Origin of the sequence: Pseudacidovorax intermedius, assembly GCF_001476815.1 — a bacterium.
Classification (GTDB): Bacteria; Pseudomonadota; Gammaproteobacteria; order Burkholderiales; family Burkholderiaceae_C; genus Xenophilus; species Xenophilus intermedius_A.
Map to the genome: position 1 here is coordinate 1 of NZ_LDSL01000059.1, position 21895 is coordinate 21895.

The 21895-nt window shown below is 71.6% G+C and carries 23 protein-coding genes; 13 read left to right on the top strand and 10 right to left on the bottom strand.

Translation table 11 applies throughout. The annotated features are described in order from the left end of the window. The 5 genes from ssuD to NS331_RS09795 form a co-directional block, all read left to right on the top strand. Positions 1-1034, top strand: a 1034-nt coding sequence (gene ssuD, locus NS331_RS09775; protein WP_058641812.1) for an FMNH2-dependent alkanesulfonate monooxygenase, incomplete at its 5' end; no start/stop codon positions are given. An 18-nt stretch (positions 1035-1052) separates the two neighbouring features. Next, positions 1053-1904, top strand: a complete 852-nt coding sequence (ssuC, locus tag NS331_RS09780) for an aliphatic sulfonate ABC transporter permease SsuC (protein ID WP_058641813.1) — start codon at positions 1053-1055, stop codon at positions 1902-1904. A 336-nt stretch (positions 1905-2240) separates the two neighbouring features. Next, the gene (locus NS331_RS09785; protein WP_058641814.1) at positions 2241-3212 is read left to right on the top strand and encodes an aliphatic sulfonate ABC transporter substrate-binding protein; all 972 of its coding nucleotides are present in this window, start codon (positions 2241-2243) and stop codon (positions 3210-3212) included. After that, the gene (locus NS331_RS09790; protein WP_058641815.1) at positions 3209-4045 is read left to right on the top strand and encodes an ATP-binding cassette domain-containing protein; all 837 of its coding nucleotides are present in this window, start codon (positions 3209-3211) and stop codon (positions 4043-4045) included. The genes NS331_RS09785 and NS331_RS09790 overlap by 4 nt, the downstream gene beginning before the upstream one ends. Before the next feature lie 292 nt (positions 4046-4337). Next, entirely contained in the window at positions 4338-4553 is a 216-nt protein-coding gene (locus NS331_RS09795) for a TOBE domain-containing protein (RefSeq protein WP_058641816.1), read from the top strand. A 33-nt stretch (positions 4554-4586) separates the two neighbouring features. Here NS331_RS09795 and NS331_RS09800 read toward each other — a convergent pair whose 3' ends face one another. Genes NS331_RS09800 through NS331_RS09815 form a run of 4 tightly spaced genes read right to left on the bottom strand, consistent with a single transcriptional unit; the run spans position 4587 to position 8452 of the window. Then, complete coding sequence (locus NS331_RS09800) at positions 4587-5756, bottom strand: acyl-CoA dehydrogenase family protein (protein WP_058641817.1); 1170 nt, start codon at positions 5754-5756, stop codon at positions 4587-4589. Further along, complete coding sequence (locus NS331_RS09805; protein ID WP_153012802.1) at positions 5753-6988, bottom strand: CaiB/BaiF CoA transferase family protein; 1236 nt, start codon at positions 6986-6988, stop codon at positions 5753-5755. The genes NS331_RS09800 and NS331_RS09805 overlap by 4 nt, the downstream gene beginning before the upstream one ends. Positions 6989-6993: 5 nt before the next feature. After that, complete coding sequence (locus NS331_RS09810) at positions 6994-7998, bottom strand: Bug family tripartite tricarboxylate transporter substrate binding protein (RefSeq protein WP_058641819.1); 1005 nt, start codon at positions 7996-7998, stop codon at positions 6994-6996. Positions 7999-8029: 31 nt separating this feature from the next. Beyond that, complete coding sequence (locus NS331_RS09815) at positions 8030-8452, bottom strand: cupin domain-containing protein (protein WP_058641820.1); 423 nt, start codon at positions 8450-8452, stop codon at positions 8030-8032. Positions 8453-8585: 133 nt separating this feature from the next. Between NS331_RS09815 and NS331_RS09820 the strand changes: the two genes are divergently transcribed. Further along, positions 8586-9497, top strand: coding sequence for a LysR family transcriptional regulator (locus NS331_RS09820; RefSeq protein WP_058641821.1), 912 nt, complete (start codon positions 8586-8588; stop codon positions 9495-9497). Here the strand turns inward: NS331_RS09820 and NS331_RS09825 are convergent. Next, positions 9460-10284 carry an N-acyl homoserine lactonase family protein gene (locus NS331_RS09825; protein ID WP_058641832.1) on the bottom strand — a complete coding sequence of 275 codons (825 nt, stop codon included), beginning with the start codon at positions 10282-10284 and terminating at the stop codon, positions 9460-9462. The two genes, NS331_RS09820 and NS331_RS09825, sit on opposite strands and share 38 nt — an antisense overlap. Before the next feature lie 127 nt (positions 10285-10411). Between NS331_RS09825 and NS331_RS09830 the strand changes: the two genes are divergently transcribed. After that, complete coding sequence (locus NS331_RS09830) at positions 10412-11236, top strand: SDR family NAD(P)-dependent oxidoreductase (protein ID WP_058641822.1); 825 nt, start codon at positions 10412-10414, stop codon at positions 11234-11236. A 12-nt stretch (positions 11237-11248) separates the two neighbouring features. Here NS331_RS09830 and NS331_RS09835 read toward each other — a convergent pair whose 3' ends face one another. Then, a complete protein-coding gene (locus tag NS331_RS09835; protein WP_193758073.1) occupies positions 11249-11986 on the bottom strand; it encodes a GntR family transcriptional regulator in 738 nt (245 codons plus the stop codon). A gap of 114 nt (positions 11987-12100) precedes the next feature. Between NS331_RS09835 and NS331_RS09840 the strand changes: the two genes are divergently transcribed. The 6 genes from NS331_RS09840 (at position 12101) to NS331_RS09865 (ending at position 17274) form a co-directional block, all read left to right on the top strand. Further along, a complete protein-coding gene (locus NS331_RS09840) occupies positions 12101-12544 on the top strand; it encodes a carboxymuconolactone decarboxylase family protein (RefSeq protein WP_082702376.1) in 444 nt (147 codons plus the stop codon). After that, on the top strand, positions 12541-13434 hold the full coding sequence (locus NS331_RS09845; protein WP_058641823.1) for an NAD(P)-dependent oxidoreductase: 894 nt from the start codon (positions 12541-12543) through the stop codon (positions 13432-13434). Before NS331_RS09840 ends, NS331_RS09845 begins: the two co-directional genes overlap by 4 nt. A gap of 16 nt (positions 13435-13450) precedes the next feature. Next, the gene (locus NS331_RS09850; protein ID WP_193758074.1) at positions 13451-14584 is read left to right on the top strand and encodes a serine hydrolase domain-containing protein; all 1134 of its coding nucleotides are present in this window, start codon (positions 13451-13453) and stop codon (positions 14582-14584) included. A 49-nt stretch (positions 14585-14633) separates the two neighbouring features. Further along, positions 14634-15620, top strand: a complete 987-nt coding sequence (locus NS331_RS09855) for a tripartite tricarboxylate transporter substrate-binding protein (RefSeq protein ID WP_058641825.1) — start codon at positions 14634-14636, stop codon at positions 15618-15620. Positions 15621-15642: 22 nt separating this feature from the next. Further along, positions 15643-16551: an SDR family oxidoreductase gene (locus tag NS331_RS09860; RefSeq protein WP_058641826.1), complete on the top strand. Its 909-nt coding sequence runs from the start codon at positions 15643-15645 to the stop codon at positions 16549-16551. Positions 16552-16677: 126 nt separating this feature from the next. Continuing rightward, positions 16678-17274, top strand: a complete 597-nt coding sequence (locus tag NS331_RS09865) for a nitroreductase family protein (protein WP_058641827.1) — start codon at positions 16678-16680, stop codon at positions 17272-17274. Between the two features lie 55 nt (positions 17275-17329). Here the strand turns inward: NS331_RS09865 and exaC are convergent, their stop codons facing one another. From exaC to NS331_RS09885, 4 genes are all read right to left on the bottom strand, one after another. Then, positions 17330-18853 (bottom strand): acetaldehyde dehydrogenase ExaC, encoded by a 1524-nt coding sequence (gene exaC, locus NS331_RS09870; RefSeq protein WP_058641828.1) that lies wholly within the window; start codon positions 18851-18853, stop codon positions 17330-17332. Positions 18854-19124: 271 nt separating this feature from the next. Further along, entirely contained in the window at positions 19125-20111 is a 987-nt protein-coding gene (locus tag NS331_RS09875) for an NAD(P)-dependent oxidoreductase (RefSeq protein ID WP_058641829.1), read from the bottom strand. A gap of 13 nt (positions 20112-20124) precedes the next feature. Further along, positions 20125-21099, bottom strand: a complete 975-nt coding sequence (locus NS331_RS09880; RefSeq protein WP_058641830.1) for a Bug family tripartite tricarboxylate transporter substrate binding protein — start codon at positions 21097-21099, stop codon at positions 20125-20127. A gap of 64 nt (positions 21100-21163) precedes the next feature. Beyond that, positions 21164-21895 (bottom strand): MBL fold metallo-hydrolase (locus NS331_RS09885; RefSeq protein WP_058641831.1); only part of this gene is annotated, 732 nt, incomplete at its 5' end.

Below are 21895 nucleotides of genomic sequence, written 5' to 3' on the forward strand. Positions count from 1 at the left end.
CCACCGGCCGCTCCTGCGAAGATCCGTGGGTGGTCGCTTCCAGCCTGATCGGCGCGACGCGGCAACTCAAGTTCCTGGTGGCCGTGCGGCCCGGTCTGCACCAGCCCTCGCTGGCCGCGCGCATGGCGGCCACCTTCGACCGGCTGAGCGGCGGCCGGCTGCTGATCAACCTGGTGACCGGTGGCGACCGGGCGGAGCTGGCGGCCGACGGTGTCTTCCTCGACCACGCCGAGCGCTATGCGCAGTCGGCCGAGTTCATCCGCGTGTGGCGCGAGATCGTGACGCGCAGCCACGAAGGCGAGGCGGTCGACTTCGACGGCCGCTACCTGCAGGTGCAGGGCGCGCGGCTGCTGTTCCCGCCGGTGCAGCGGCCGCACCCGCCGGTGTGGTTCGGCGGCTCGTCCGAGCCGGCGCATGCGCTGGCGGCCGAGCAGGTCGAGCGCTACCTCACCTGGGGTGAGCCGCCCGCCGAGGTGGCGCGCAAGCTGGCCGACGTGCGCGCCCGCGCCGAGCGGCTGGGCCGCCGGGTGGACTTCGGCATCCGGCTGCATGTGATCGTGCGCGAGACCGAGGACGCGGCCTGGCATGCCGCCGACGCGCTCATCAGCCGCGTGGACGACGCCACCATTGCCAAGGCGCAAGAGGCCTTGTCCCGCATGGATTCCGAAGGCCAGCGCCGCATGGCCGCGCTGCACCGCGGCGGCGCCAGCCGCAGCCGCGCGGCGCTGGAGATCAGCCCCAACCTGTGGGCCGGCGTGGGCCTGGTGCGCGGCGGTGCGGGTACGGCGCTGGTGGGCAATCCGCAGCAGGTGGCCGAGCGCATCCGCGAGTACGCCGACCTGGGCATCGACGCCTTCATCTTCTCCGGCTATCCGCACCTGGAAGAGGCCTACCGCTTCGCCGAGCTGGTGTTCCCGCTGCTGCCGCGCGCCGTGCGGCAGCGGCTGCAAGGGCAGGGCGCGGCCGCCAATGGCCCCATCGGCGAGGTGGTCGCCAACGTGGACGCGCCATCGCGCCTGCGTGCCCAGAGTTGAACGACGCACAAAAAAACCATGACTTCCCAAGCCCAGACCCTCGCCGCGCCTGCGGCCCTGCCATCCGCCGACGAGGCTGATGCCGATCCCGGCCGGTGGCGGCCGTTCCTTCTCGGCGTCGGCCAGCGGCTGCTGCCCTGGGTCGTGCCGGTGCTGCTGGTGGCGGCCTGGCAGGCGGCGTCCTCGCTCGGCTGGCTGTCGGCGCGCGTGCTGCCGGCGCCGGTGGACGTGCTGCGCGCCGCCTGGCAGCTCACGGCCTCCGGCGAGCTGTGGACGCATGTGAAGGTGAGCGCCGGCCGCGCGCTGGCGGGCCTGGCCGTCGGCGGCGGGCTGGGCCTGGCGCTGGGGCTGCTGACCGGCTCGGTGCGCTTCTTCGAGACGCTGCTCGACTCCACCATTCAGATGGTGCGCAACATCCCGGCGCTGGCGCTGATTCCGCTGGTGATCCTGTGGTTCGGCATCGACGAGTCGGCCAAGCTCTTCCTCATCAGCGTGGCGGTGTTCTTTCCGATCTACCTCAACACCTTCCACGGCATCCGCAACGTCGATCCGCAGCTGATCGAGATGGGCCGCACCTATGGCCTGTCGCGCTGGCAGCTGTACCGGCAGGTGATCCTGCCCGGGGCGCTGTCGTCCATCCTGGTGGGGCTGCGCTTCTCGCTCGGGCTGATGTGGGTGATCCTGATCGTGGCCGAGACCATCTCGGCGCAGGCGGGCATCGGCTACCTGACGATGAACGCACGGGAGTTCCTGCAGACCGACGTGGTGCTGGTGGGCATCCTGCTCTATGCGCTGCTGGGCAAGGTGGCGGACCTGCTGGCACGGGGCCTGGAACGCTGGTGGCTGCGGTGGCACCCGGGGTACCAGTGAGCGCCGTACCGCATCGCTGCGCGCGGCCAGGCTCGCACAGGCTGGGTCCTGCGCGCCTCTCTCTCGTGGAAGCGCTGGGTCCTGAGCCCCTCTCCCCTCGCGGGAGAGGGGTTGGGGAGAGGGGGCTGCCAGCGTGCCCGGCGAGCTTCGGTGGCGGCGGGAGACACCCTCTCCCCAGCCCTCTCCCGCGAGGGGAGAGGGAGCCACACCGGGGTTGCCGGCACGCCGTACGCCGAAGCCGAAGCCGAAGCCAGAGCCAGAGCCAGAGCCAGAGCCAGAGCCAGAGCCAGAGCCAGAGCCAGAGCCAGAGCCAGAACCAAACCATCGATCACCGACATGACCACTGACTCCATCATCCGCCGCCGCACCGCCCTGGGCCTCATCGGCGCCCTGGCCGCAGGTCCGGTGCTGGCCCAAGGCGCTGCGCCCCAGACCGTGCGCATCGGCTACCAGAAGTCCTCCACCCTGTTCGCCGTGCTGCGGCTGCAGGGCACTCTGGAGCGGGCCTTCGCGCCGCTGGGCCTCAAGCCCACCTGGCACGAGTTCACCAGCGGCCTGCCGCTGCTGGAGGCGCTGAACCTGGACAACGTGGACCTGAGCGCCGACGTGGCCGACACCGTGCCGGTGTTCGCGCAGGCGGCCGGTGCGCAGCTGACCTTCGTGGCGCAGGAGGCGCCGTCGCCCGCCGCCCAGGCCATCGTGGTGCGGGCCGACTCGCCACTGCGCACCGTGGCCGACCTGCGCGGCAAACGCGTGGGCTTCGCCAAGGCGGCCGGCGTGCACTACCTGCTGATCGCGGCACTGGCCAAGGCCGGCCTGGGCTTCCAGGACATCGAGCCCGCCTACCTCAGCCCGGCCGATGGCCGGGCCGCCTTCGAGCGCGGCGCCATCGACGCCTGGGTCGTGTGGGACCCCTTTCTCTCCGCCGCGCAGATCCAGTCCGGCGCGCGCGTGCTGGCCGACGGCACGGGCCTGGCCTCGTACCAGCGCTACTACCTGGCCGCCACGCGCTTCGCCCGGGCGCGGCCCGAGGCGCTGGCCGTGGTCTTCGCCGAGCTGGAGAAGGCCGGCCGCTGGGTCAAGGCCCAGCCGCGAGAGGCCGCGGCGCTGCTCGCGCCCTTCTGGGGGCTCGATGCCGCCATCGTCGAGCAGGCCAACGCCCGCCGCAGCTATGCCGTGCGCGCCGTCACCCGCGAACGGCTGGCCGAGCAGCAGCGCATCGCCGATGCCTTCCTGGCCGAAAAGCTGCTGCCCCGGCGCGTGGACGCGCTGGCCGTCGATCTCTACAAACCAGGAGCCGCCGCATGAGCACCGTGTTGGAACAACAGTCCCCGCCCGCCATCGGCCCCGCCGGCGTGGCGCTGAATGCCCGCAACCTGGGCAAGCGCTATGGCGCGCGCGAGGTGCTGCGCCAGCTGCAGCTGCAGGTGGCGCCGGGCGAATTCGTCGCCATCGTCGGCCGCAGCGGCTGCGGCAAGAGCACGCTGCTGCGGCTGGTGGCGGGGCTGGAATCGGCGAGCAGCGGCCAGCTGGCCATCGACGGCCGCGCCATCGGCGGCCTGCACGACGACACCCGCATCATGTTCCAGGAGGCGCGGCTGCTGCCCTGGAAGCGCGTGCTCGACAACGTCACGCTGGGACTGCCGGCCGCAGCCCGGGAGCGGGGCCGCGAGGTGCTGGCCCAGGTCGGCCTGGCCGAGCGGGCCGAGGAATGGCCGGCGCGCCTGTCCGGCGGCCAGCGCCAGCGCGTGGCCCTGGCGCGTGCGCTGGTGCACCACCCGCGCCTGCTGCTGCTGGACGAGCCGCTGGGTGCGCTCGACGCGCTGACCCGCATCGAGATGCACCGCCTGATCGAGCGCCTGTGGCAGCGCCACCGCTTCACCGCGCTGCTGGTCACGCACGACGTGCAGGAGGCCGTGGCCCTGGCCGACCGCGTGATCCTGATCGAGGACGGCCGCATCGCGCTGGACGTGCGCGTCGACCTGCCGCGCCCGCGCGCGCAGGGCGAGCCGGCCTTCGCCGCGCTGGAAAAACGCATCCTCGACCGCGTGCTGCAGAAGCCCGGGGACGAGTCGCAGCCACCCGCCGCCAACGACCCGCTCGCGCAGACGCCCGCCCACGCGCTGCGCTGGGCCGTGTGAGGTGGCCCGTGCCTGCCGTTGCCGCCGCGTCCGCTGTTCGCCGTTCGGCAGAGCCAGCGCCAACGTTGGGGCAGAGCCGCCGCCACCGTTCGGGCTGAGCCAATTCCGCCGTTCGGGCTGAGCTTGTCGAAGCCCCTGCAACGCGCTTCGACAGGCTCAGCGTGAACGGGCGCTGACCCATTGAACGCGCCGATTTCTGGTCGGCCGACCCGGTTTCTTCCGTTCCGCTTCCCGCTTCACTTTCGCTGCTTTCTGTTTTCTGTTGTCTGTCACCCACCCAAAGGAGCTTTTCATGTCCATCCAGGCCATCAACGTCCGCAACCAGTTCAAGGGCAAGGTCCGCGAGATCATCCGCGGCGACGTCGTCTCCGAAGTCGACGTCGAGACGCCCTGGGGCGTCGTCACGTCCGTCATCACCACCCGCTCGGTCGACGAGCTGCAGCTGCGCGTCGGCTCGGACGTGGTGGCGCTGGTGAAGTCGACCGAGGTGTCGATCGCCAAGCTCTGAGCGCCCTCCGGCGCCGGCGGGCGGGGGCCGGCGTCAGTACGACTTCGGCAGTCCCAGCGCCTTTTCGGCGATGAAGTTCAGCACCATCTGCGGACTGACCGGCGCGATGCGCGGGATGTAGCTCTCGCGCAGCAGCCGCTCCACGTGGTACTCCCTGGCGTAGCCCATGCCGCCCAGGGTGAGCACCGCGTTCTGGCAGGCGTCGTGTGCCGCCTCCGCCGCCAGGTACTTGGCGGCATTGGCCTCCTGGCCGCAGGGCTGGCCGGCGTCGTAGAGCGTCGCGGCCTTGAACACCATCAGCTCGGCCGCTTCCAGGTTCATCCAGGCGCGCGCCAGCGGATGGGCCACGCCCTGGTTCTGGCCGATGGGCCGGCCGAACACCACCCGTTCCTTCGCATAGTCGGCGGCAATGCGCAGCGCCGCCCGGCCGATGCCGATGGCCTCGGCGGCGATCAGGATGCGCTCCGGGTTGAGCCCGTGCAGGATGTATTCGAAGCCCCGGCCTTCCTCGCCGATGCGGTCGGCCTCGGGCACCGTCAGGCCGTCAATGAAGAGCATGTTGGAATCCACCGCGGCGCGGCCCAGCTTGTGGATCTCGCGCACCTCCACGGCCGTGCGGTCCAGCGCGGTGTAGAACAGCGTCAGCCCTTCGGTGGGTTTGCGCACCTGATCCAGTGGCATGGTGCGCGCCAGGATCAGCATGCGGTCCGCCACCTGCGCGGTAGAGATCCAGATCTTGCGGCCCGACAGCCGGTAGCCGCCGTCGGGCTGCCGCTGCGCGCGGGTGCTCAGGCGCGTCGTGTCCAGCCCGGCGTCGGGCTCGGTCACGGCGAAGCAGGCCTTCTCGGTGCCCGCGATCAGCGGCGGCAGGAAGCGCTGGCGCTGGGCCTCGCTGCCGAACACCACCACCGGGTTGAGGCCGAAGATGTTCATGTGGATGGCCGAGGCGCCCGACATGGCCGCGCCCGATGCGCTGATGGTGCGCATCATCAGCGCCGCCTCGGTGATGCCCAGGCCCGCGCCGCCCTGGGCCTCGGGCATGGCGATGCCCAGCCAGCCGCTGCGCGCCACGGCGGCGTGGAAGGCATGCGGGAATTCGGCACGCTCGTCCTGGCTGCGCCAGTAGTCGAGCGGGAAGTCCTCGCACAGCCGTTCGATGGCGGCCTGCAGCGTGCGCTGGTCGTCGTTGAGGCTGAAGTTCATGCCGCGGTCTCCGGGAATGGGCGGGGCTGGGCAGTGACGCCCTGGGCGATCAGGGCCGCCACCGCCGCGTCGTCCAGGCCGGCTTCGCTCAGCACCTCGGCACTGTGCTCGCCCAGGCGCGGCGCATGGCGGTGGATGCCGGCGGGCGTGGCGCCATAGCGCCCCACGGCGGCGGGCGTGCGGATGCGGCCTTCGGATGGATGGTCCATCTGCGCGAAGAAGTCGACCGCCTGCAGGTGCGGGTCGTGCAGCAGCGATTCGACGGTGTGCAGCCGCGCCACCGGCACGTCGGCCTGCGCCAGCAGGGCGCACCATTCGTCGCTGCCGCGGGTGGCCATCACCTCGGCCACGAAGGCATAGACCTCGCCGATGCGGGCGGCGCGGGCACCGTGGTCGCGGAAGAGCGGCGCGTCCTTCAGTTCGGGCCGGCCGATGGCGTCGAAGAAGGCGCGCCAGTGCTTGTCGTTGTAGATCAGCACGCTGAGGTAGCCGTCGGCGGTGCGGTAGGGCCGGCGGTGCGGTGCCAGCAGGCGTGCGTAGCCCATCGGGCCCTCGGCCGGGGCGAAGCTCTCGCCGCCCAGGTGGTCGCCCATCACCAGCTGCGCCAGTGCCTCGAACATCGGCACCTCCACCGCCTGGCCCCGGCCGGTGCGCTGCGCATGCAGCACCGCGGCCAGCAGCGCGATGGCCGCCTGCAGGCCCACCGCGCGGTCGGCCAGGGTGACGGGTGCGTAGCGCGGCGCGTCGCCGCCCTGGCGGGCGTAGAGCATGGGCAGGCCGGCCGCGCCCTGGATCAGGTCGTCGTAGGCCGGCTTGCCGGCGTAGGGCCCGGCTTCGCCGTAGCCGAGGCAGCCCAGGTAGACGATGCGTGGGTTGCGCGCAGCCACGGCCGCGTAGTCCAGCCCCAGCCGGGCCATGGCCTTGGGGCGGGTGTTGTAGATGAGCGCGTCGCAGCCCTCGGCGAGCTTCAGGCAGGCGTCGCGGCCGGCCGGCTGCTTCAGGTCCAGCACCACCGAGCGCTTGTTGCGGTTCAGGTGCAGCGACATGGCGCCCATGCCCGGGTTGCGCATGGGGCCGACGGCGCGCAGGTTGTCGCCGCCGGGCGGCTCGACCTTGATGACGTCGGCGCCCAGGTCGCCCAGCGTCTGGGTGGCGTAGGGCCCCAGCACCACCGCCGTCAGGTCCAGGATGCGCAGGCCCTGGAGCGGGCCGGTGGGTCGTGCGCTCGCCATCGCGCTCATTCGGGCCGGATGCCGGCCGCCTGGATCAGCTGGCGCCATTTGGCGAGTTCGCTGCTGGTGAAGGCGGCAAAGGCCTCGGGCGTGCTGCCGAAAGCATCGAAGCCGAGCTTGGCGCTGCGCTCGCGGAAGCCCTGGCTGTCCGCGATGGCGGCGAGCGCCTGGTTGAGCTTCTGCACGATGGGCCGCGGTGTGCCGGCGGGCGCGTAGATGCCGTTCCAGGACGTGATGTCGAAGCCTTTCAGCTCCGGCGTGTCCGCCATCGGCGGCAGTTGGGGGAATAGCTGCGTGCGCTCCTTGGTGGTGACTGCCAGCGGGCGCAGCTTGCCGGCCTCCACCATGGCCAGGCCGGCCGCCGTGTCCACGAACATCATCGAGACCTGGCCGCCCACCACGTCGGCAATGGCCGGCGGCGTGCTCTTGTAGGGCACGTGCAGCATGTCCAGGCCCGCCATGCGGGCGAAGGTTGCTCCGGAGACGATGCCCGTGCTGTTGCCGCTGGCGTAGGTCAGCTTGCCGGGATGGGTGCGGCCGTAGGCGATGAGCTCGGCCACGGTCTTCACCGGCAGCGCCTGGTTGACCACCAGCATGAAGGGCAGGTTGCCCATGCGGCTGACCGGCGTGAAGTCCTTCACCGGGTCGTAGGGCAGGCTCTTCATCAGGCTCGGGTTGGCCGAGTGCGTGGTGTTGGTGGTGACGAAGAGGGTGTAGCCGTCGGGCGGCGCCTTGGCCACGGCCTCGGCCGCGATGATGCCGTTGGCGCCGGCCTTGTTGTCCACCACGGTGGGCGTCTTGAGTGCATCGCCCAGCGCCTGCGCGATCAGGCGCGCCACCGCGTCGGTGCCGCTGCCGGCGGCGAAGGGCACCACCAGGCGGATCGGCTGCTTCGGATAGCCGTCGGCGGAGGCAGCGGTCTGCGCGGCGGCCGGCAGCGCTGCGGTGGCGGCCAGGCCGAGCGCCAGGGCCAGCAGCCCGCGGCGCTGGGAGGAGGGAACGGTGTTCATGCGGGTGTCTCCTGCGTGTGAAGGGGCGCCCTCAGTGGCCGGCGGTGTTGCTGGCGGCCGGGCGGATCACGCGGTCCGCCCGCTCCTCGTAGGGCGGGCTGTAGATCACCAGCACGCGCACCGGCTCCTCGCTCACCACGGTGAAGGTGTGCATCTGGTCGGCCGGAAAGAAGCAGCAGTCGCCCGGCCCCATCTCCTGGCGCTGGCCGGCCACCTCGGCCACCGCGCGGCCCTGCAGCAGGTAGCAGACCTGCTCGATGCCCGGATGCGCATGGGGCAGGGCGCCCTTGCCCTTCTGGATGTGGCCGACCAGCACCTCGAGCTGGCGCGCACCCACGGTCTCGGGACCGATGAGCCGCTTGTTCAGCGTGCCGACGTGATTGGCGGGGTGGTAGCCGGGAATGTCCGATTCGCGCACGAAGTAGCGCGCCCCGGTGGCGGTGGGCGTGGTCATGGGCCGTGTCTCCTGTCTCGTTTTGTCGTGTGGTCGTGCGGACGCGCAGGCCGTCCGTGGACCGACTGTGCGGCGGGGCGCCATATCCGTCCAATACCTGTTTGGTCTCTGGCAAGACAGAATCGGTCTCACCATGGTCTCCAGCCGCCTGCTTCGCCAGTTCGTCGCCGTCGCCGAAGAACTCCACTACGGCCGCGCTGCCGCGCGGCTGCACATGGCCCAGCCGCCGCTGAGCCAGAGCATCAAGCGGCTGGAGGCGCTGGTGGGCGTGCAAATGCTCAACCGCTCGCGCCATGCGGTGGAGCTGACGGCCGCCGGCCAGGTCTTCCTGGCCGAGGCGCGCGACCTGCTGGCGCGCGAGGCGAAGGCGGTGGAAGCGGCGCGGCGCGCGGCCGAGGGCGTGGCGGGCCGCGTGACCATCGGCTTCGTGGGCTCCATCAGCTACGAGCTGCTGCCGCGCATCCTGCTGGGCTTCCGCGCCCGCTTTCCCGGCTTCGACATCGACCTGGTGGAGCAGACCTCCACCGAGCAGATCGACGGCCTGCTGGCCGGCCGGCTGGACGTGGGCCTGCTGCGCCCGCCGGTCAACAACGCGGCCGACCTGCAGATGCGGGTGATCCACCGCGAACGCTTCGTGGCGGTGCTGCCGCGCGGCCACCGGCTGGCGCGGGCGCGCGCGGTGCGCTTGGCGCAGCTGGCGGACGAATCATTCATGACCTTCCCGGCCGACCGCATCCCGGGCCTGCACAGCAAGTTCCTGCTGGCGTGCGCGGATGCCGGCTTCAGCCCGCGCACCGTGCTGCAGGCCTGGCAGATGCCGAGCATGGTGTCGCTGGTGGCGGCGGGCTTCGGCGTGGCGCTGCTGCCGGCGCAGGCCTGCAGCCTGCCGCACCCGGGCGTGGTCTACAAGCCCATCGGTGACGACTCCGGCCACCTGGCGCTGGAGATCGCGGCCTGCTGGCATCCTGCCAACCGGTCGGCGGGTGCGCGCAACCTTCTGTCGCTGCTCACGGCGCCGACAGGGGCTCCCACAGCCGCACGCTGAAGTCCGCATCGCGCACGTCCCGCGCAAAGCGCTGCATCACCAGCGGGTCGTGCCCCGGCACGATCAGCGCCGCGTCCGACGCCCAGGCACCGACGCGGCCGAAGGCCTCCAGGCTCTGGTCCGGCCGGTAGACGATGGGGAAGGGCGAGCCCTTGTCGCGGTTGGCGTAGTAGTGGAAGAGGTCCGAGGCGAGCACCACCCAGCCCGCCGCGGTGTGCACCTGCACCACCTGCAGCCCGGCCGTGTGGCCGCCCACCCAGCGCAGGCGGATGCCGGGGCGCAGTTCCGCGTCGCCGTCGACCACGTGCACCCGCTGGTCGAACAGGTGGCCCACCATGGCATGCACGTCCCGCTGCTCGTAGGCCAGGCGGAAGAAGCTGTGGCACATGTACTTGCCGGTGGTGAAGCCCAGCTCCTTCTCCTGCACCCAGAAGGTGGCGCGCGGGTAGGTGGCCGTGGCGCCGGCGTGGTCGTAGTGCAGGTGGGTGATGACCACGTCGTCCACCTCGGCGGCCTCGACGCCGAGCCGGGCCAGGCCCTGTTCGGGCGGGCGCAGCATCTCGCGGCCGCGGCGGGCGGCGGCCTGGGCGTCGAAGCCGGTGTCCACCACCACGTGGCGGCCGTCGGCGCACTTGATCAGCCACACGAAATAGTCCATGGGCATCGGCGCCTGCGGGTCGGCGGGCGCCTCGATGAAGTTCTGCGCCGCCACGCGCTGGTGGTGGCCGTAGCGGATGGCATACACCTCGTGCTGCACGGCACAGGCGGGGCGGGGATCGTCGGTCATGGCGCGCAGTGTGCAGCGCATGCCGGGCCGCGGCCACCGGGGAAGTCCTGTATGACAATCGTACGAAACTGGTAGATCATCAGACAAACCTCATCCGCGGTGCGTGTCCGTCGCGCCGCATCGCAGCATGGACCTCCAACACCTCTTCAACGTCCGCGGCCAGGGCGCCATCGTCACCGGCGGGGCCAGCGGCATCGGCCTGGCCATGGTCGAAGCGCTGGCCAGCCAGGGCGCGCACGTGACCATCCTCGACATGGACGCCGCCGGCATCGACCGCGAGGTGGACCGCCTGGCCGCCCAGGGGCTGAGCGTGCGCGGCCGTGTGCTGGACGTGACCGACCGCCCGGCGGTGGACGCCGCCTTCGACGAAGCCGCGGCGGCGCATGGCCTGGACATCGTGTTCGCCAATGCCGGCATCGATCCCGGCCCCGGCTTCATGGCCTTTTCCGACCGCGGCCAGCGGCTGCCCGAGCATGCCATCGAGCACTACAGCGACGAGCGCTGGCACCGCGTCGTCGGCGTGAGCCTGGATGCGGTGTTCTACGCCATCCGGGCGGCGGCGCGCCTGATGAAGCCGCAGGGGCGGGGTGGGCGCATCGTGGTCACCACCTCCATCTCGGCCGTCCGGCCGGCGCCCGGCGTGGGCATGGCCTACATGGCGGCCAAGTCGGGCGCAGCGCATCTGGTGCGCACGGCGGCGCTGGAGCTGGCGCGCGACCGCATCCGCGTCAACGCCATCGCGCCCGGCCCCTTCGTCACGCACATCGCCAACGGCCGCATGCAGGATCCGGCCGTGCAGGCGGCGCATGCGAAGCTGGTGCCGCTGGGCCGCATGGCGAGCACGGAGGAGATCAAGGGCCTGGCGCTGTTCCTGGCCTCGGAGGCGTCGAGCTTCGTGACCGGCGAACAGGTCGTGATCGACGGCGGCGCCTCGCTGGGCGCCGTGGACTGAGCCTTCACCTGCTCAGCCGCCGCTCGCGGCCTGCGGCGCGGCCCGCTCCAGCAGCCGCAGCGCCAGCGCGCCGGCGTTCTGCACGTGCCTGTGCGCCGCGGCCTGCGCGGCGATCGGGTCGCGCTTCTTGACCGCCTTCAGCAGTTGGCGGATCTCGGCGATGCTGTGCCGCGCGCGGTCGGGGTCGGACAGGGTCATGTTGCGCAGCTGGCTGGCGCGCAGCTGGATGCTGCGCAGCATCGACGCCGCCAGGTCGTGGTCGGCGCCGCCCATGAGGGCTTCGTAGAAGGCACGCTTGGCGTCGAGCAGCCCGCTGCCGCTGTCGTAGGCCTCGGCCAGCGTCTCCACCGCCTGTTCCAGCGCCGCCAGGTGGGCCGAGCTGGCCAGCCGCGCGAAACGCTCGGCCAGCAGGCCTTCGAGCATGGCGCGCATCTCGTAGATCTCGCGCGCATCGCGCAGGCCGATGGTGCTCACCACCACGCCGCGGTTGGGCACGCTGGTGACGATGCCGTCGTTCTCCAGCTCGCGCAGTGCCTCGCGCAGGCAGGTGCGCGACACGCCCATCAATTCGCACAACTCCCGTTCCACCAGCCGTTCGCCGGGCAGGTAGCGGCCTTCGGCCACGGCATCGCGCACGGCGCTCACCACCTGCTGGCGCAGGGGCGCCGCGGCGGCGGCGATGCGGACGATGGGCGAGGGGCGGGCGGTGGAAGGCGCGGTCGGCACGGGCGGTGGGCGAAGGGAACGCATCGGCCGAGGATAGCGCCGCATGGCCCCGCGCGCGCCGACCCGAGGGAAAACGCTGTACGACGATCAATGTTGGATTGACATACTGTCGTACAAAACTGGAACCAAGGAACACGCATGAGCGACAACACACCGGGCGCCGCGCAGGCCGCCGACCGCAACGGATTTCCCGCCCCGGGCCAGAGCCCGTTGTTCGACCAGGGCCTGGCGCTGCGCAAGGCCGTGCTCGGCGATGCCTACGTCGACAAGTCGATCCAGGCCGCGGACGACTTCACCCGCCCGCTGCAGAAGATGATCACCGAGTGGTGCTGGGGCGAGGCCTGGGGCAACCCGGCGCTGCCGCACAAGACGCGCAGCATGCTCAACATCGCCATGCTGACCGCGCTCAACCGCAAGGAAGAGCTCAAGCTGCACGTGCGCGGCGCCATCACCAACGGCGTGAGCGTGGAGGAGATCCAGGCCGTGCTGCTGCAGGCCTGCATCTACTGCGGCGTTCCCGCGGCGCTGGACAGCACCAAGGCCGCCCGCGAGGTGCTCAAAGAGATCGGGGCCATCGAATGACACGGCCGGTCGGCTTCATCGGCCTGGGCACCATGGGCGAGCCCATGGTCGCCACGCTGCGCCGCGCCGGCGTGGCGGTGCTGGGCTTCGACGTGCGGCCCGAGGCCGCGCAGCGCCTGGCGGCGGATACGGGCATGGAGGCGGCCGACAGCGCCGCCAGCGTGTTCGCGCGCTGCCGCGAGGTGATCGCCATGGTGCCCACCAGCGCCCACCTCGAGGAGATGCTCTTCGGCGAGGGCGGCGCGGCCCCGTCGGCCACGCCGGGCACGCTGCTCGTCGACATGAGCTCCGGCGAGCCCTCCGCTACGCGGCGCATCGGCGAGCGCCTGGCCGCGCAGGACGTGGGCATGGTCGACGCGCCGGTCTCGGGCAACGTGGTGCGTGCGCGCAAGGGCGACCTGGCCATCATGCTCGGCGGCAGCGACGCCGACTGCGAGCGCGCCAGCGCCGTGCTGCAGCCGATGGCGCGTGCCATCTTCCGCACCGGCGCGCTGGGCAGCGGCCAGGCCATGAAGGCGCTCAACAACCTGGCCTCGGCCGCCGGCTTCTGGATCGCCAGCGAGGTGCTGGCCATCGGCCGCAAGGCGGGGCTGGACCCGGTCGTGATGCTCGACGTGCTCAATGCCTCCACCGGCTCGAACAACAGCACCCAGAACAAGTTCAAGCCCTTCGTGCTCTCGGGCAACTACCAGGGCAACTTCCTGCTGCCGCTGATGGTGAAGGACCTGGGCATTGCCGCCGGCCTGGCCCGCGAGACCGAGGCCGACGCGCCCCTGGCCACGCAGGTGCTGGCGCTGTGGCAGCAGGCCCTGCAGGCCCTGGGCCCCACGGCCGACCACACCGAGGTGGCCCGCCTGGTGGCCGAGCGCAGCCACACGCAGCTGCATTGAGCACATGCCCGAGCCCATGAACGAACGACTGGACCATCTCCAGGCCGCCATCGCGGCCGACGTGGCGCGCGGCCACTACCACGGCGCCGTCATCCGCATCGGCCGCGGCGGCCGGCTCGACCTGGAGGCCGCCATCGGCTTCCAGGACGCCGCGCACCAGAAGCCGCTGGCCGCCGACGCGGTCTTCAGCCTCTTTTCGCTGACCAAGGCCTTCACCAACCTGCTGGTGCTGCGCGCCGTGGAGCGGGGCCAGCTGGCCCTGACCCTGCGCGTGGCCGACGTCATCCCCGAATTCCAGGGCGCCCCGCGCGACCGCGCCACGCTCTACCACCTGCTGACCCACACCGCCGGCATGCCCGGCGTGTGGACGCCCAAGCCCGACATGTTCGAGGACGACCTGGGCGAGCTGCTGCAGGCCGTGTGCGAGAACGTGCACGGCATCGTCGAGCCCGGCGCGCGCTGCGACTACGCGCCGGTGGTCAACCACGTGCTCATGGGCGAGCTGCTGCGCCGCACCGACCCGCAGGGCCGCGCCTTCCGCGACATTGCCCGCGAGGACCTGTTCGCGCCCCTGGGCATGCACGACACCTCGCTCGGTGTGCGGCCCGACCTGCGTGCGCGCAAGGTGGTCCCGGACATCCGCGGCGTGGTGCCCATCCCCGTGCGCGGCCGCCACCAGCCGGGCCGCCACAGCCTGTTCGAGGAAGAAGTGAACGACGCCGCCCACGTCGGCGCCTGCTCGACCGCGGCCGACGTCTGGCGTTTCGCCGAGATGCTGCGCCGCGGCGGCACGCTGGACGGCGCGCGCATCGTGTCGCCGCGCATGCTGCAGATCGCGCGGCAGAACCACACCGGCGACATGCCCAACGAGCTCTACCGCGGCGTCGCCCTGCGTGCCGGCTGGGCGCCGCCGCCGGCCTTCATCGGCCTGGGCTTCAGCCTGCGCGGCGAGGGCATCGTGCACCACCAGTTCGGCACGCTCACCACGCCGCAGACCTTCGGCAACTACGGCGCCGGCTCCACCATGTTCTGGGTCGACCCCGAACTGGACCTGAGCTTCGTCTGCCTGACGACCGGCCTGCTGCCGCAGGCGGCCAACATCGCGCGCTTCCAGCGGCTGTCGGACATGGCGGTCGGGGCGCTGGCCTGAAGACAGAACAAGGTGGCCTCGGGCCCCATTCCAACAACGGAGACACACCATGAACAAGCATTCCATCGACCGCCGCCATTTCATCGCCAGTGCCGGGGCGCTGGCCGCCGCGGCCTGCGCCTTCCCGGCCGCCGCGCAGAGCCTCAAGGGGCCCGTGCGCCTGGTGGTGGGCTTTCCGCCCGGCGGCGCGGCCGACATGATCGCTCGCGCGCTGGCCGAGCCGCTCAAGGCCGCGCTCGGCACCACCGTGATCGTGGACAACAAGCCCGGCGCGGGTGGTCGCCTGGCCGCCGACTACGTGCGCACTGCGCCGGCTGACGGCACGGTGCTGCTGGTCACGCCGGCCTCGGTGCTGACCATGGCGCCGCATCTGTACAAGAGCGTGCGCTACGAGCTGGTGCGCGATTTCCAGCCGCTGCTGCCGCTGGCCCGGCTGGACCTGGGCCTCTATGCGGGCCCCGGCACGCCGGCCAGCGTCAGGACGCTGCCCGACCTGGTCAAGTGGATGCAGGACAACCCCAAGGCCAGGAGCTGCGGCGTGCCGGGCATCGGTTCCACGCCGCACATGGCCGCCGAGCTGATCGGCCGCCAGACCGGCCTCAACTGGCAACTGGTGCCCTACCAGGGCGATGCACCCAGCTTCCTGGCGCTGCTCTCGGGCGAGATTCCGGTGGGCGTCAGCTCGCTGGCCGGCGGCATCGAGCACCTGCGTGCCGGCAAGCTGCGCATGCTGGCCCTGACGGGCAGCGACCGGTCGGCCGTCATGCCCGACATTCCCACGCTCAAGGAGGCTGGCTACGACATCGTCGTGGAAGACCGCCACAGCGTCATCGCCCCCAAGGCGCTGCCGGCGCCGCTGGCCGCGACGCTGAAGCAGGCCATCGCCGGCGCCATGCAGTCCAGGGACGTGGGCGACCTGCTGCAGCGCCTGTCGCTGCAGCGCGCCGCGCCCACCGACGACTTCGCCGCCGTGCTCAAGGCCGACAGCGACCGCTGGGCCGCCGCCGCCAGGTCCCTGAACCTGGCGCTCGAATGAGCCGCGCCGCCGCCGCACGCCGATGAAAGACCTCTACGCCAAGACCGCCTTCATCACCGGCGGCGCCAGCGGCATCGGCCTGGGCATGGCCCGGGCCTTCCTGGCGGAGGGCATGAACGTCGTCGTGGCCGACCTCAGCGACGACCACCTGGCGCAGGCCGGGCAGGCGCTGGCGCCGCAGGCGCAGCACGTGCGCTTCATGAAGCTGGACGTGGCCGACCGCGCGGCCATGGGCGCCGCCGCCGACGAAGCCGAAGCGGCCTTCGGCAAGATCCACGTGCTGTGCAACAACGCCGGCGTGACGGGCTTCCTGCCCATGGACCAGGCCACCTACGGCGACTGGGACTGGCTGCTGAGCGTCAACCTGTACGGTGTGATCCATGGCATCGTGAGCTTCCTGCCCAAGCTGCGCGTGCACGGCGAGGGCGGCCACATCGTCAACACCGGCTCCATCGCGGGGCTGGTGCCGGCGCCGGCCTGGGGCGGCATCTACAGCACCACCAAGTTCGCCATCCATGGGCTGTCGGGCTCGCTGCGGCTGTCGGTGGGCCAGTACGGCATCGGCGTGACCGAGGTGTGCCCCGGCGCCACGCGCACCAACGTGCGCGACTCGCACCGCCTGCGCCCGGCGCACTTCGAGAGCGCCGAGCACCGCAAGGGCCCCATGCCTTCGCTGCAGGAGATCGGCATCGACCCGCTGGAGATCGGCCGCCGCGTGGTGCGTGCCATCCACCGCAACGACCCCTACGTGATCGCCCATGCCGAGAACAAGGCCCACGTGCAGGCCTTCGCCGAAGAGATGCTGGCCGCCTTCCCCGACGAGGTGGTCACGGACGAGGGGCGGCTGAGCTACATCCGCTGGTTCGACCAGGCGACGGCGGAGGCGCTGGCGCTGCAGCCGCGCGAGGTGGGTGAAAAGCAGGCGCGGTAGTCCGCATGTGGCCAGGGGCCCGGGGGGATTGATCGGCCCGTGCGATGGGCCGTTCGCGGGGTGTTGGCGAAGCGTCAGGCAAACGGCATGACACTTGCACATTTAGTGCCTCCCTGGAGTTTTCGCATGAGCAACCCCCGCCAACCCGCCCATCCCATCGACCCGCTGTTCACCGAGCGATGGTCGCCCCGCGCCTTCACCGAGGAGGCGATTCCCGCGGCCCAGCTGATGAGCCTGCTCGAAGCGGCGCGCTGGGCGCCCTCGGCCTACAACGTGCAGCCCTGGCGCTTCATCTACGCCCACCGCGACACGGCCGCCTGGCAGCCCATCTTCGACAGCCTGGTCGAGTTCAACCAGATGTGGACGAAGCGCGCCGCCGCGCTGGTGGTCATCGCTTCGGCCCGCGAGGCGGTGTTCCCGGGCAAGACCGAGCCGGTGCCCAACGCCTCGCATGCCTTCGACGCCGGCGCGGCCTGGGCCAGCCTGGCCTTCCAGGCGCAGCTTTCGGGCTGGTCCGCCCATGCCATGGCTGGCTTCGACGCCGACAGGCTGCGCACCGCCATCGACCTGCCCGAGGGCTACGCCATCGACACCGTGGTGGCCATCGGCCGCAAGGGCGACCCGGCCGTGCTGCCCGACGGCGTGCGCGCCCGCGAGGTGCCGAGCGATCGCCGCCCACTGGCGGAGTCGGCCTTCGAGGGAAGCTTCGGCGCACAGGGCTGACGCGGCAGGCGCACAGGCCCGCCGGCCAGGCCGCTTCGCCGGGTCGGTGCGTGGCTCAGAAGAAGCCCAGCCTGTTCTCGCTGTAGCTCACCAGCAGGTTCTTGGTCTGCTGGTAGTGGTCCAGCATCATCTTGTGGGTCTCGCGGCCGATGCCCGATTCCTTGTAGCCGCCGAAGGCCGCATGCGCCGGGTAGGCGTGGTAGCAGTTGGTCCATACCCGGCCGGCCTTGATGGCACGACCCATGCGGTAGGCCACGTTGGCATTGCGGCTCCACACGCCGGCGCCCAGGCCGTAGGGCGTGTCGTTGGCGATGGCCAGGGCCTCGGCCTCGTCCTCGAAGGTGGTCACGGCCAGCACCGGGCCGAAGATCTCCTCCTGGAAGATGCGCATCTGGTTGTGGCCCTTGAACAGCGTGGGCTGCACGTAGTAGCCGCCCTCGAGCTCGCCCGGCAGGTGGGCCTGGCGGCCGCCGGCCAGCACCTCGGCACCCTCCTGGCGGCCCACGTCCAGGTACGACAGGATCTTGTCGAGCTGCTGGCGGCTGGCCTGCGCGCCCATCATGGTCTCGGTGTCCAGCGGGTTGGCATGGCGGATGGCCGCCACGCGTTGGAGCACGCGCGCCATGAAGCGGTCGTAGATGGAGGCCTGGATCAGCGCGCGGCTGGGGCAGGTGCACACCTCGCCCTGGTTGAAGGCGAACAGCACCATGCCCTCGATGGCCTTGTCGAGGAAGGCGTCGTCCTTGTCCATGACGTCGGCGAAGAAGATGTTGGGGCTCTTGCCGCCCAGCTCCAGCGTGGCCGGGATCAGGTTGCCGGCGGCGGCCTGGGCGATCACGCGGCCGGTGGCGGTGGAGCCGGTGAAGGCGATCTTGGCGATGCGTTTGCTGGTGGCCAGCGGCATGCCGGCCTCGCGGCCATAACCGTTGACGATGTTGAGCACGCCGGCCGGCAGCAGGTCGGCGATCAGCTCGGCGAGCACCAGGATCGAGATGGGCGTGGACTCGGCCGGCTTGAGCACCACGCAGTTGCCCGCGCCCAGGGCCGGCGCCAGCTTCCACGCGGCCATCAGGATGGGGAAGTTCCAGGGAATGATCTGGCCCACCACGCCCAGCGGCTCGTGGATGTGGTAAGCCATGGTGTTCTCGTCGATCTCGCTGATGCCGCCTTCCTGCGCGCGCACGCAGCCGGCGAAGTAGCGGAAGTGGTCGACGGCCAGCGGGATGTCGGCATTGAGCGTCTCGCGGATGGCCTTGCCGTTGTCCACGGTCTCGGCATAGGCCAGCAGCTCCAGGTTCTGCTCCAGGCGGTCGGCGATCTTCAGCAGCAGGTTGGCGCGGGTGGCGGCATCGGTGCGGCCCCAGGCGCCGGCGGCGGCGTGGGCGGCGTCGAGCGCGAGCTCCACGTCTTCGGCGGTGGAGCGGGCGGCCTGGGTGTAGACCTGGCCGCTGATGGGCGTGACGACGTCGAAATACTCGCCCTTCACCGGCGCGACCCAACGGCCGCCGATGAAGTTGTCGTAGCGGGGCTTGTAGACGATCTTGGCGCCAGCGGCGCCGGGGGCTGCATACACGGTCATGGCTTGTCTCCGGAAGATGTGTCGTATCGCCGGGCGGGATTGCCCGTGGCGATGCCGACCTCTTCTCAAGCGCCGTGCCAGCGGCATGCGTTGCGCCAAGTGCATGATTGGCCAGGGGATTGCCAGTGCGCGAGGCGCCCGGGTGTTCCGCTTCGGCACAGGTGTGCCGTTGCTTGCGGGCGGGCAGGTGTGGCAAGGCGGCGCAGGTCCGGGCGCTGCCGCCCGCAGGCGGGCCGCGGCGTGCACGCCGCCCGCCGGCCTGCGCGCCGTGTCAGGCCGCGGCCGCGACCGGGACATCCGTCGCGGCACCGCTGCGGATCTCCACCCCCATCTGCGCCTCCACCCACCGCACCAGCTCCGACACGCTGGCGCCCGGGCCGCGGTCCTGGTCGGCGGCCTGCCACAGGCCATGCGCGGCGGCGCTGAGCGGGGCGGCCACCTGCTGTGCCTCGGCCAGGCCGAGCGCGATGTCCATGTCCTTGCGCATGAGTGCCAGCTTGAAGGGGTCGTCGAAACGGCGGTTCAGCACCCGCTGGTGGATGTGGGTGCGGCTGACCCAGGAGCCGCCGGTGGATTCGTTGAGCACGTCGGTCATGGCGGCCGGATCCAGCCCCGCCCGGGTGCCCAGCGCCAGGCCTTCGGCGGTGGCGGCGAGCGTGACTGCGGTGACGAGGTTGTTCAGGCACTTCATGGTGTGACCCGCGCCCAGGGCGCCCAGGTGGAACACCGCGCGGCCCATCGCGTCCAGCAGCGGTCGCACCCGGGCAACGTCGGGTGCGCTGCCACCGACCATGAACACCAGCTCGGCCGCCTCGGCGCCCCAGGCGGCGCCGGAGACCGGCGCATCCACCATCGCGATGCCGTGTGCAGCCAGGCGGTCGGCCGTTTCACGCGTCAGCCAGGGTTCGGCCGACGAGGTGTCCAGCAGCAGGGCGCCGGCGTGCCAGCCGGCCAGCAGGCCCGTTCGTTCCGAGAAGACCACGTCGCGCACCACGTGGCCGTTGGGCAGCATGGTCACGACGATGTCGCTGTGAGCGGCCAGTTCGGCCGCGCTGGCGCAGGCGCGCATGCCGGCATGGGCGGCGGCCAGGGCCTCGGCCGCGCCGCGCCGCGCGTCGTGCACGGCGACGGCATGGCCGGCACGCGCCAGGTGGCCGGCCATGGGGCCGCCCATGACGCCCAGGCCGATGACGCCGACGCGCAGGGCCGCGGGTGCGGAAGGCGCGGGGGCCGGTTGGGGCAGGGATGTGCCGTCCATCGTGCGCCGCCGCTCAGTCCAGCTGCACGCCGGAGGTGCGGATGACCTGGCCCCAATGGGCGCTCTGGGCGCGGGCCATGTCGTAGAACTCCTTGGGCGTGCCGGGCAGCGCCTCGAAGCCGAATTCGCTGAACACCTGCTGCAGGCGCGGTGCCTGCAGGGCCTTGCGCAGCTCGGCGTTGAGCTTGTCGACCACCGGCGCGGGCATATTGGCCGGGCCGATCAGGCCGTGGAAGGCGAAGGCGTTGACTTCGGGATAGCCCAGTTCGTTGAAGGTCGGCACGTCCGGCAGGGCCTTGGCGCGCTGCGGCAGCGCGATGGCCAGGGCCCGCAGCTTGCCGGCCTTGAGGTAGGGCAGGGCGGTGCCCAGGTCCAGCATCATCATCGGCACCTGGCCGCCCATCATGTCCTGCAGCGCCGGAGCGGCGCCCTTGTAGGCCACATGCGTGATGGTGAGGCCGGCTTTCTGCTTGAGCAGCTCCATGGCCATGTGGTGCGGCGTGCCGATGCCGGGCGACGCATAGCTGGCCTTGTCGCCGCTGGCCTTCACATAGCTGACGAACTGCTGGAGGTTCTGCGCCTGGAAGTCGTTGCGCACCACCAGCGCGATCGGGATGCGGCCGATGGCGCCGATGTAGGTGAAGTCGGAAGCAGGCTTGTAGGGCAGCTTGGCGAACATGTGCTCGTTGAAGAGCAGCGCCGCGTTCTCGGCCTGCATCACGGTGTAGCCGTCCGGCCTGGCCTGCATGAGCAGGCCGACCGCGATGTTGGTGGAGGCGCCGGGCCGGTTGTCGATCAGCACCGGCTGGCCGATGGAGGGCTGCATGGCGTCGGCCAGCTGGCGCGCGATGCTGTCGGTGCCGCCGCCGGCCGCATAGGGCACCAGCCACTTGATGGGCTGGCTGGGGTAGGCGCCCTGCGCCAGGGCCGCGCCGGCGGCGGCGGCCAGGGCCAGCGCGGCGCCCAGGCGTTGGAGGAAGCGGGTCATGGGTTGTCTCCTGTCGTTGTCGTGGGGAAGGGAAAGGCGGAGGGTTGCTCCGCCGCTCAGCGGGTCAGCCGTGCAGCGTCTGCCACAGCGCCTGGTCGCGCTCGGCGGTCCACACCACCGGGTGCTCGGTGCCGGTGAGTTCGTCGTAGGCGCGCGAGACGTCGAAGGGCAGCACGTGGCGGAACACCGGCCAGTCGCCGAAGCGCGGCACCATGGCCGCTTCGGCCCGCGCGAAGCAGCCCTTGAGCGGCTCGCCTGCGTCGATGCCGGCCTGCACCGCGCCCAGCAGCGTGGCCAGGAAGTCCTGCGTGAGCCGGATGGCCTCGGCGCAGGCGGCCTCGCCCTGCAGCACGGCGCCGCGGCCGGGCACCAGCGTGCGCGGGCGCAGGTCGGCCACGGCATCGAGCGTGGCGGCCCAGTCGCGGATGTAGGCGTCGCCGGCATAGACGCCACAGCGGTTCTCCACCACGTCGCCGGAGAAGCACACACCCGCCTCGGGCAGCCAGGCCACGGTGTCGCCGCTGGAATGGCCGCGGCCCAGGGCCAGCAGCTGCAGCTCGCGGCCGCCGCCCAGCCACAGGCTCATGCGGCTGTCGAAGCTGAGGGTGGGCAGCGTCAGGCCCGGAATCTCTTCCACGCCCGCGAACAGGCGCGGAAAGCGGCCGACCTCGGAGTCGAAGTCGGCCTGGCCGCGGGTGCGGATCCAGTCCAGCGTGCCCTGGCTGGCGATGATGGCCTGCACCTCGTCGAAGGCGCTCGCGCCCATGACGCGCACGGCGTGGTAGTGGGTCAGCAC

What these genes read in the sequence shown, in the direction of transcription:
- NS331_RS09860 (WP_058641826.1), top strand. Translation starts at nt 15,643, where the DNA reads ATGAAAGACCTCTACGCCAAGACCGCCTTCATCACCGGCGGCGCCAGC.
- NS331_RS09845 (WP_058641823.1), top strand. Translation starts at nt 12,541, where the DNA reads ATGACACGGCCGGTCGGCTTCATCGGCCTGGGCACCATGGGCGAGCCC.
- NS331_RS09835 (WP_193758073.1), bottom strand. Translation starts at nt 11,986, where the DNA reads ATGCGTTCCCTTCGCCCACCGCCCGTGCCGACCGCGCCTTCCACCGCC.
- NS331_RS09815 (WP_058641820.1), bottom strand. Translation starts at nt 8,452, where the DNA reads ATGACCACGCCCACCGCCACCGGGGCGCGCTACTTCGTGCGCGAATCG.
- exaC (WP_058641828.1), bottom strand. Translation starts at nt 18,853, where the DNA reads ATGACCGTGTATGCAGCCCCCGGCGCCGCTGGCGCCAAGATCGTCTAC.
- NS331_RS09865 (WP_058641827.1), top strand. Translation starts at nt 16,678, where the DNA reads ATGAGCAACCCCCGCCAACCCGCCCATCCCATCGACCCGCTGTTCACC.
- NS331_RS09790 (WP_058641815.1), top strand. Translation starts at nt 3,209, where the DNA reads ATGAGCACCGTGTTGGAACAACAGTCCCCGCCCGCCATCGGCCCCGCC.
- NS331_RS09810 (WP_058641819.1), bottom strand. Translation starts at nt 7,998, where the DNA reads ATGAACACCGTTCCCTCCTCCCAGCGCCGCGGGCTGCTGGCCCTGGCG.
- NS331_RS09880 (WP_058641830.1), bottom strand. Translation starts at nt 21,099, where the DNA reads ATGACCCGCTTCCTCCAACGCCTGGGCGCCGCGCTGGCCCTGGCCGCC.
- NS331_RS09820 (WP_058641821.1), top strand. Translation starts at nt 8,586, where the DNA reads ATGGTCTCCAGCCGCCTGCTTCGCCAGTTCGTCGCCGTCGCCGAAGAA.
- NS331_RS09855 (WP_058641825.1), top strand. Translation starts at nt 14,634, where the DNA reads ATGAACAAGCATTCCATCGACCGCCGCCATTTCATCGCCAGTGCCGGG.
- NS331_RS09825 (WP_058641832.1), bottom strand. Translation starts at nt 10,284, where the DNA reads ATGACCGACGATCCCCGCCCCGCCTGTGCCGTGCAGCACGAGGTGTAT.
- NS331_RS09795 (WP_058641816.1), top strand. Translation starts at nt 4,338, where the DNA reads ATGTCCATCCAGGCCATCAACGTCCGCAACCAGTTCAAGGGCAAGGTC.
- NS331_RS09840 (WP_082702376.1), top strand. Translation starts at nt 12,101, where the DNA reads ATGAGCGACAACACACCGGGCGCCGCGCAGGCCGCCGACCGCAACGGA.
- NS331_RS09830 (WP_058641822.1), top strand. Translation starts at nt 10,412, where the DNA reads ATGGACCTCCAACACCTCTTCAACGTCCGCGGCCAGGGCGCCATCGTC.
- NS331_RS09800 (WP_058641817.1), bottom strand. Translation starts at nt 5,756, where the DNA reads ATGAACTTCAGCCTCAACGACGACCAGCGCACGCTGCAGGCCGCCATC.
- ssuC (WP_058641813.1), top strand. Translation starts at nt 1,053, where the DNA reads ATGACTTCCCAAGCCCAGACCCTCGCCGCGCCTGCGGCCCTGCCATCC.
- NS331_RS09875 (WP_058641829.1), bottom strand. Translation starts at nt 20,111, where the DNA reads ATGGACGGCACATCCCTGCCCCAACCGGCCCCCGCGCCTTCCGCACCC.
- NS331_RS09850 (WP_193758074.1), top strand. Translation starts at nt 13,451, where the DNA reads ATGAACGAACGACTGGACCATCTCCAGGCCGCCATCGCGGCCGACGTG.
- NS331_RS09785 (WP_058641814.1), top strand. Translation starts at nt 2,241, where the DNA reads ATGACCACTGACTCCATCATCCGCCGCCGCACCGCCCTGGGCCTCATC.
- NS331_RS09805 (WP_153012802.1), bottom strand. Translation starts at nt 6,988, where the DNA reads ATGGCGAGCGCACGACCCACCGGCCCGCTCCAGGGCCTGCGCATCCTG.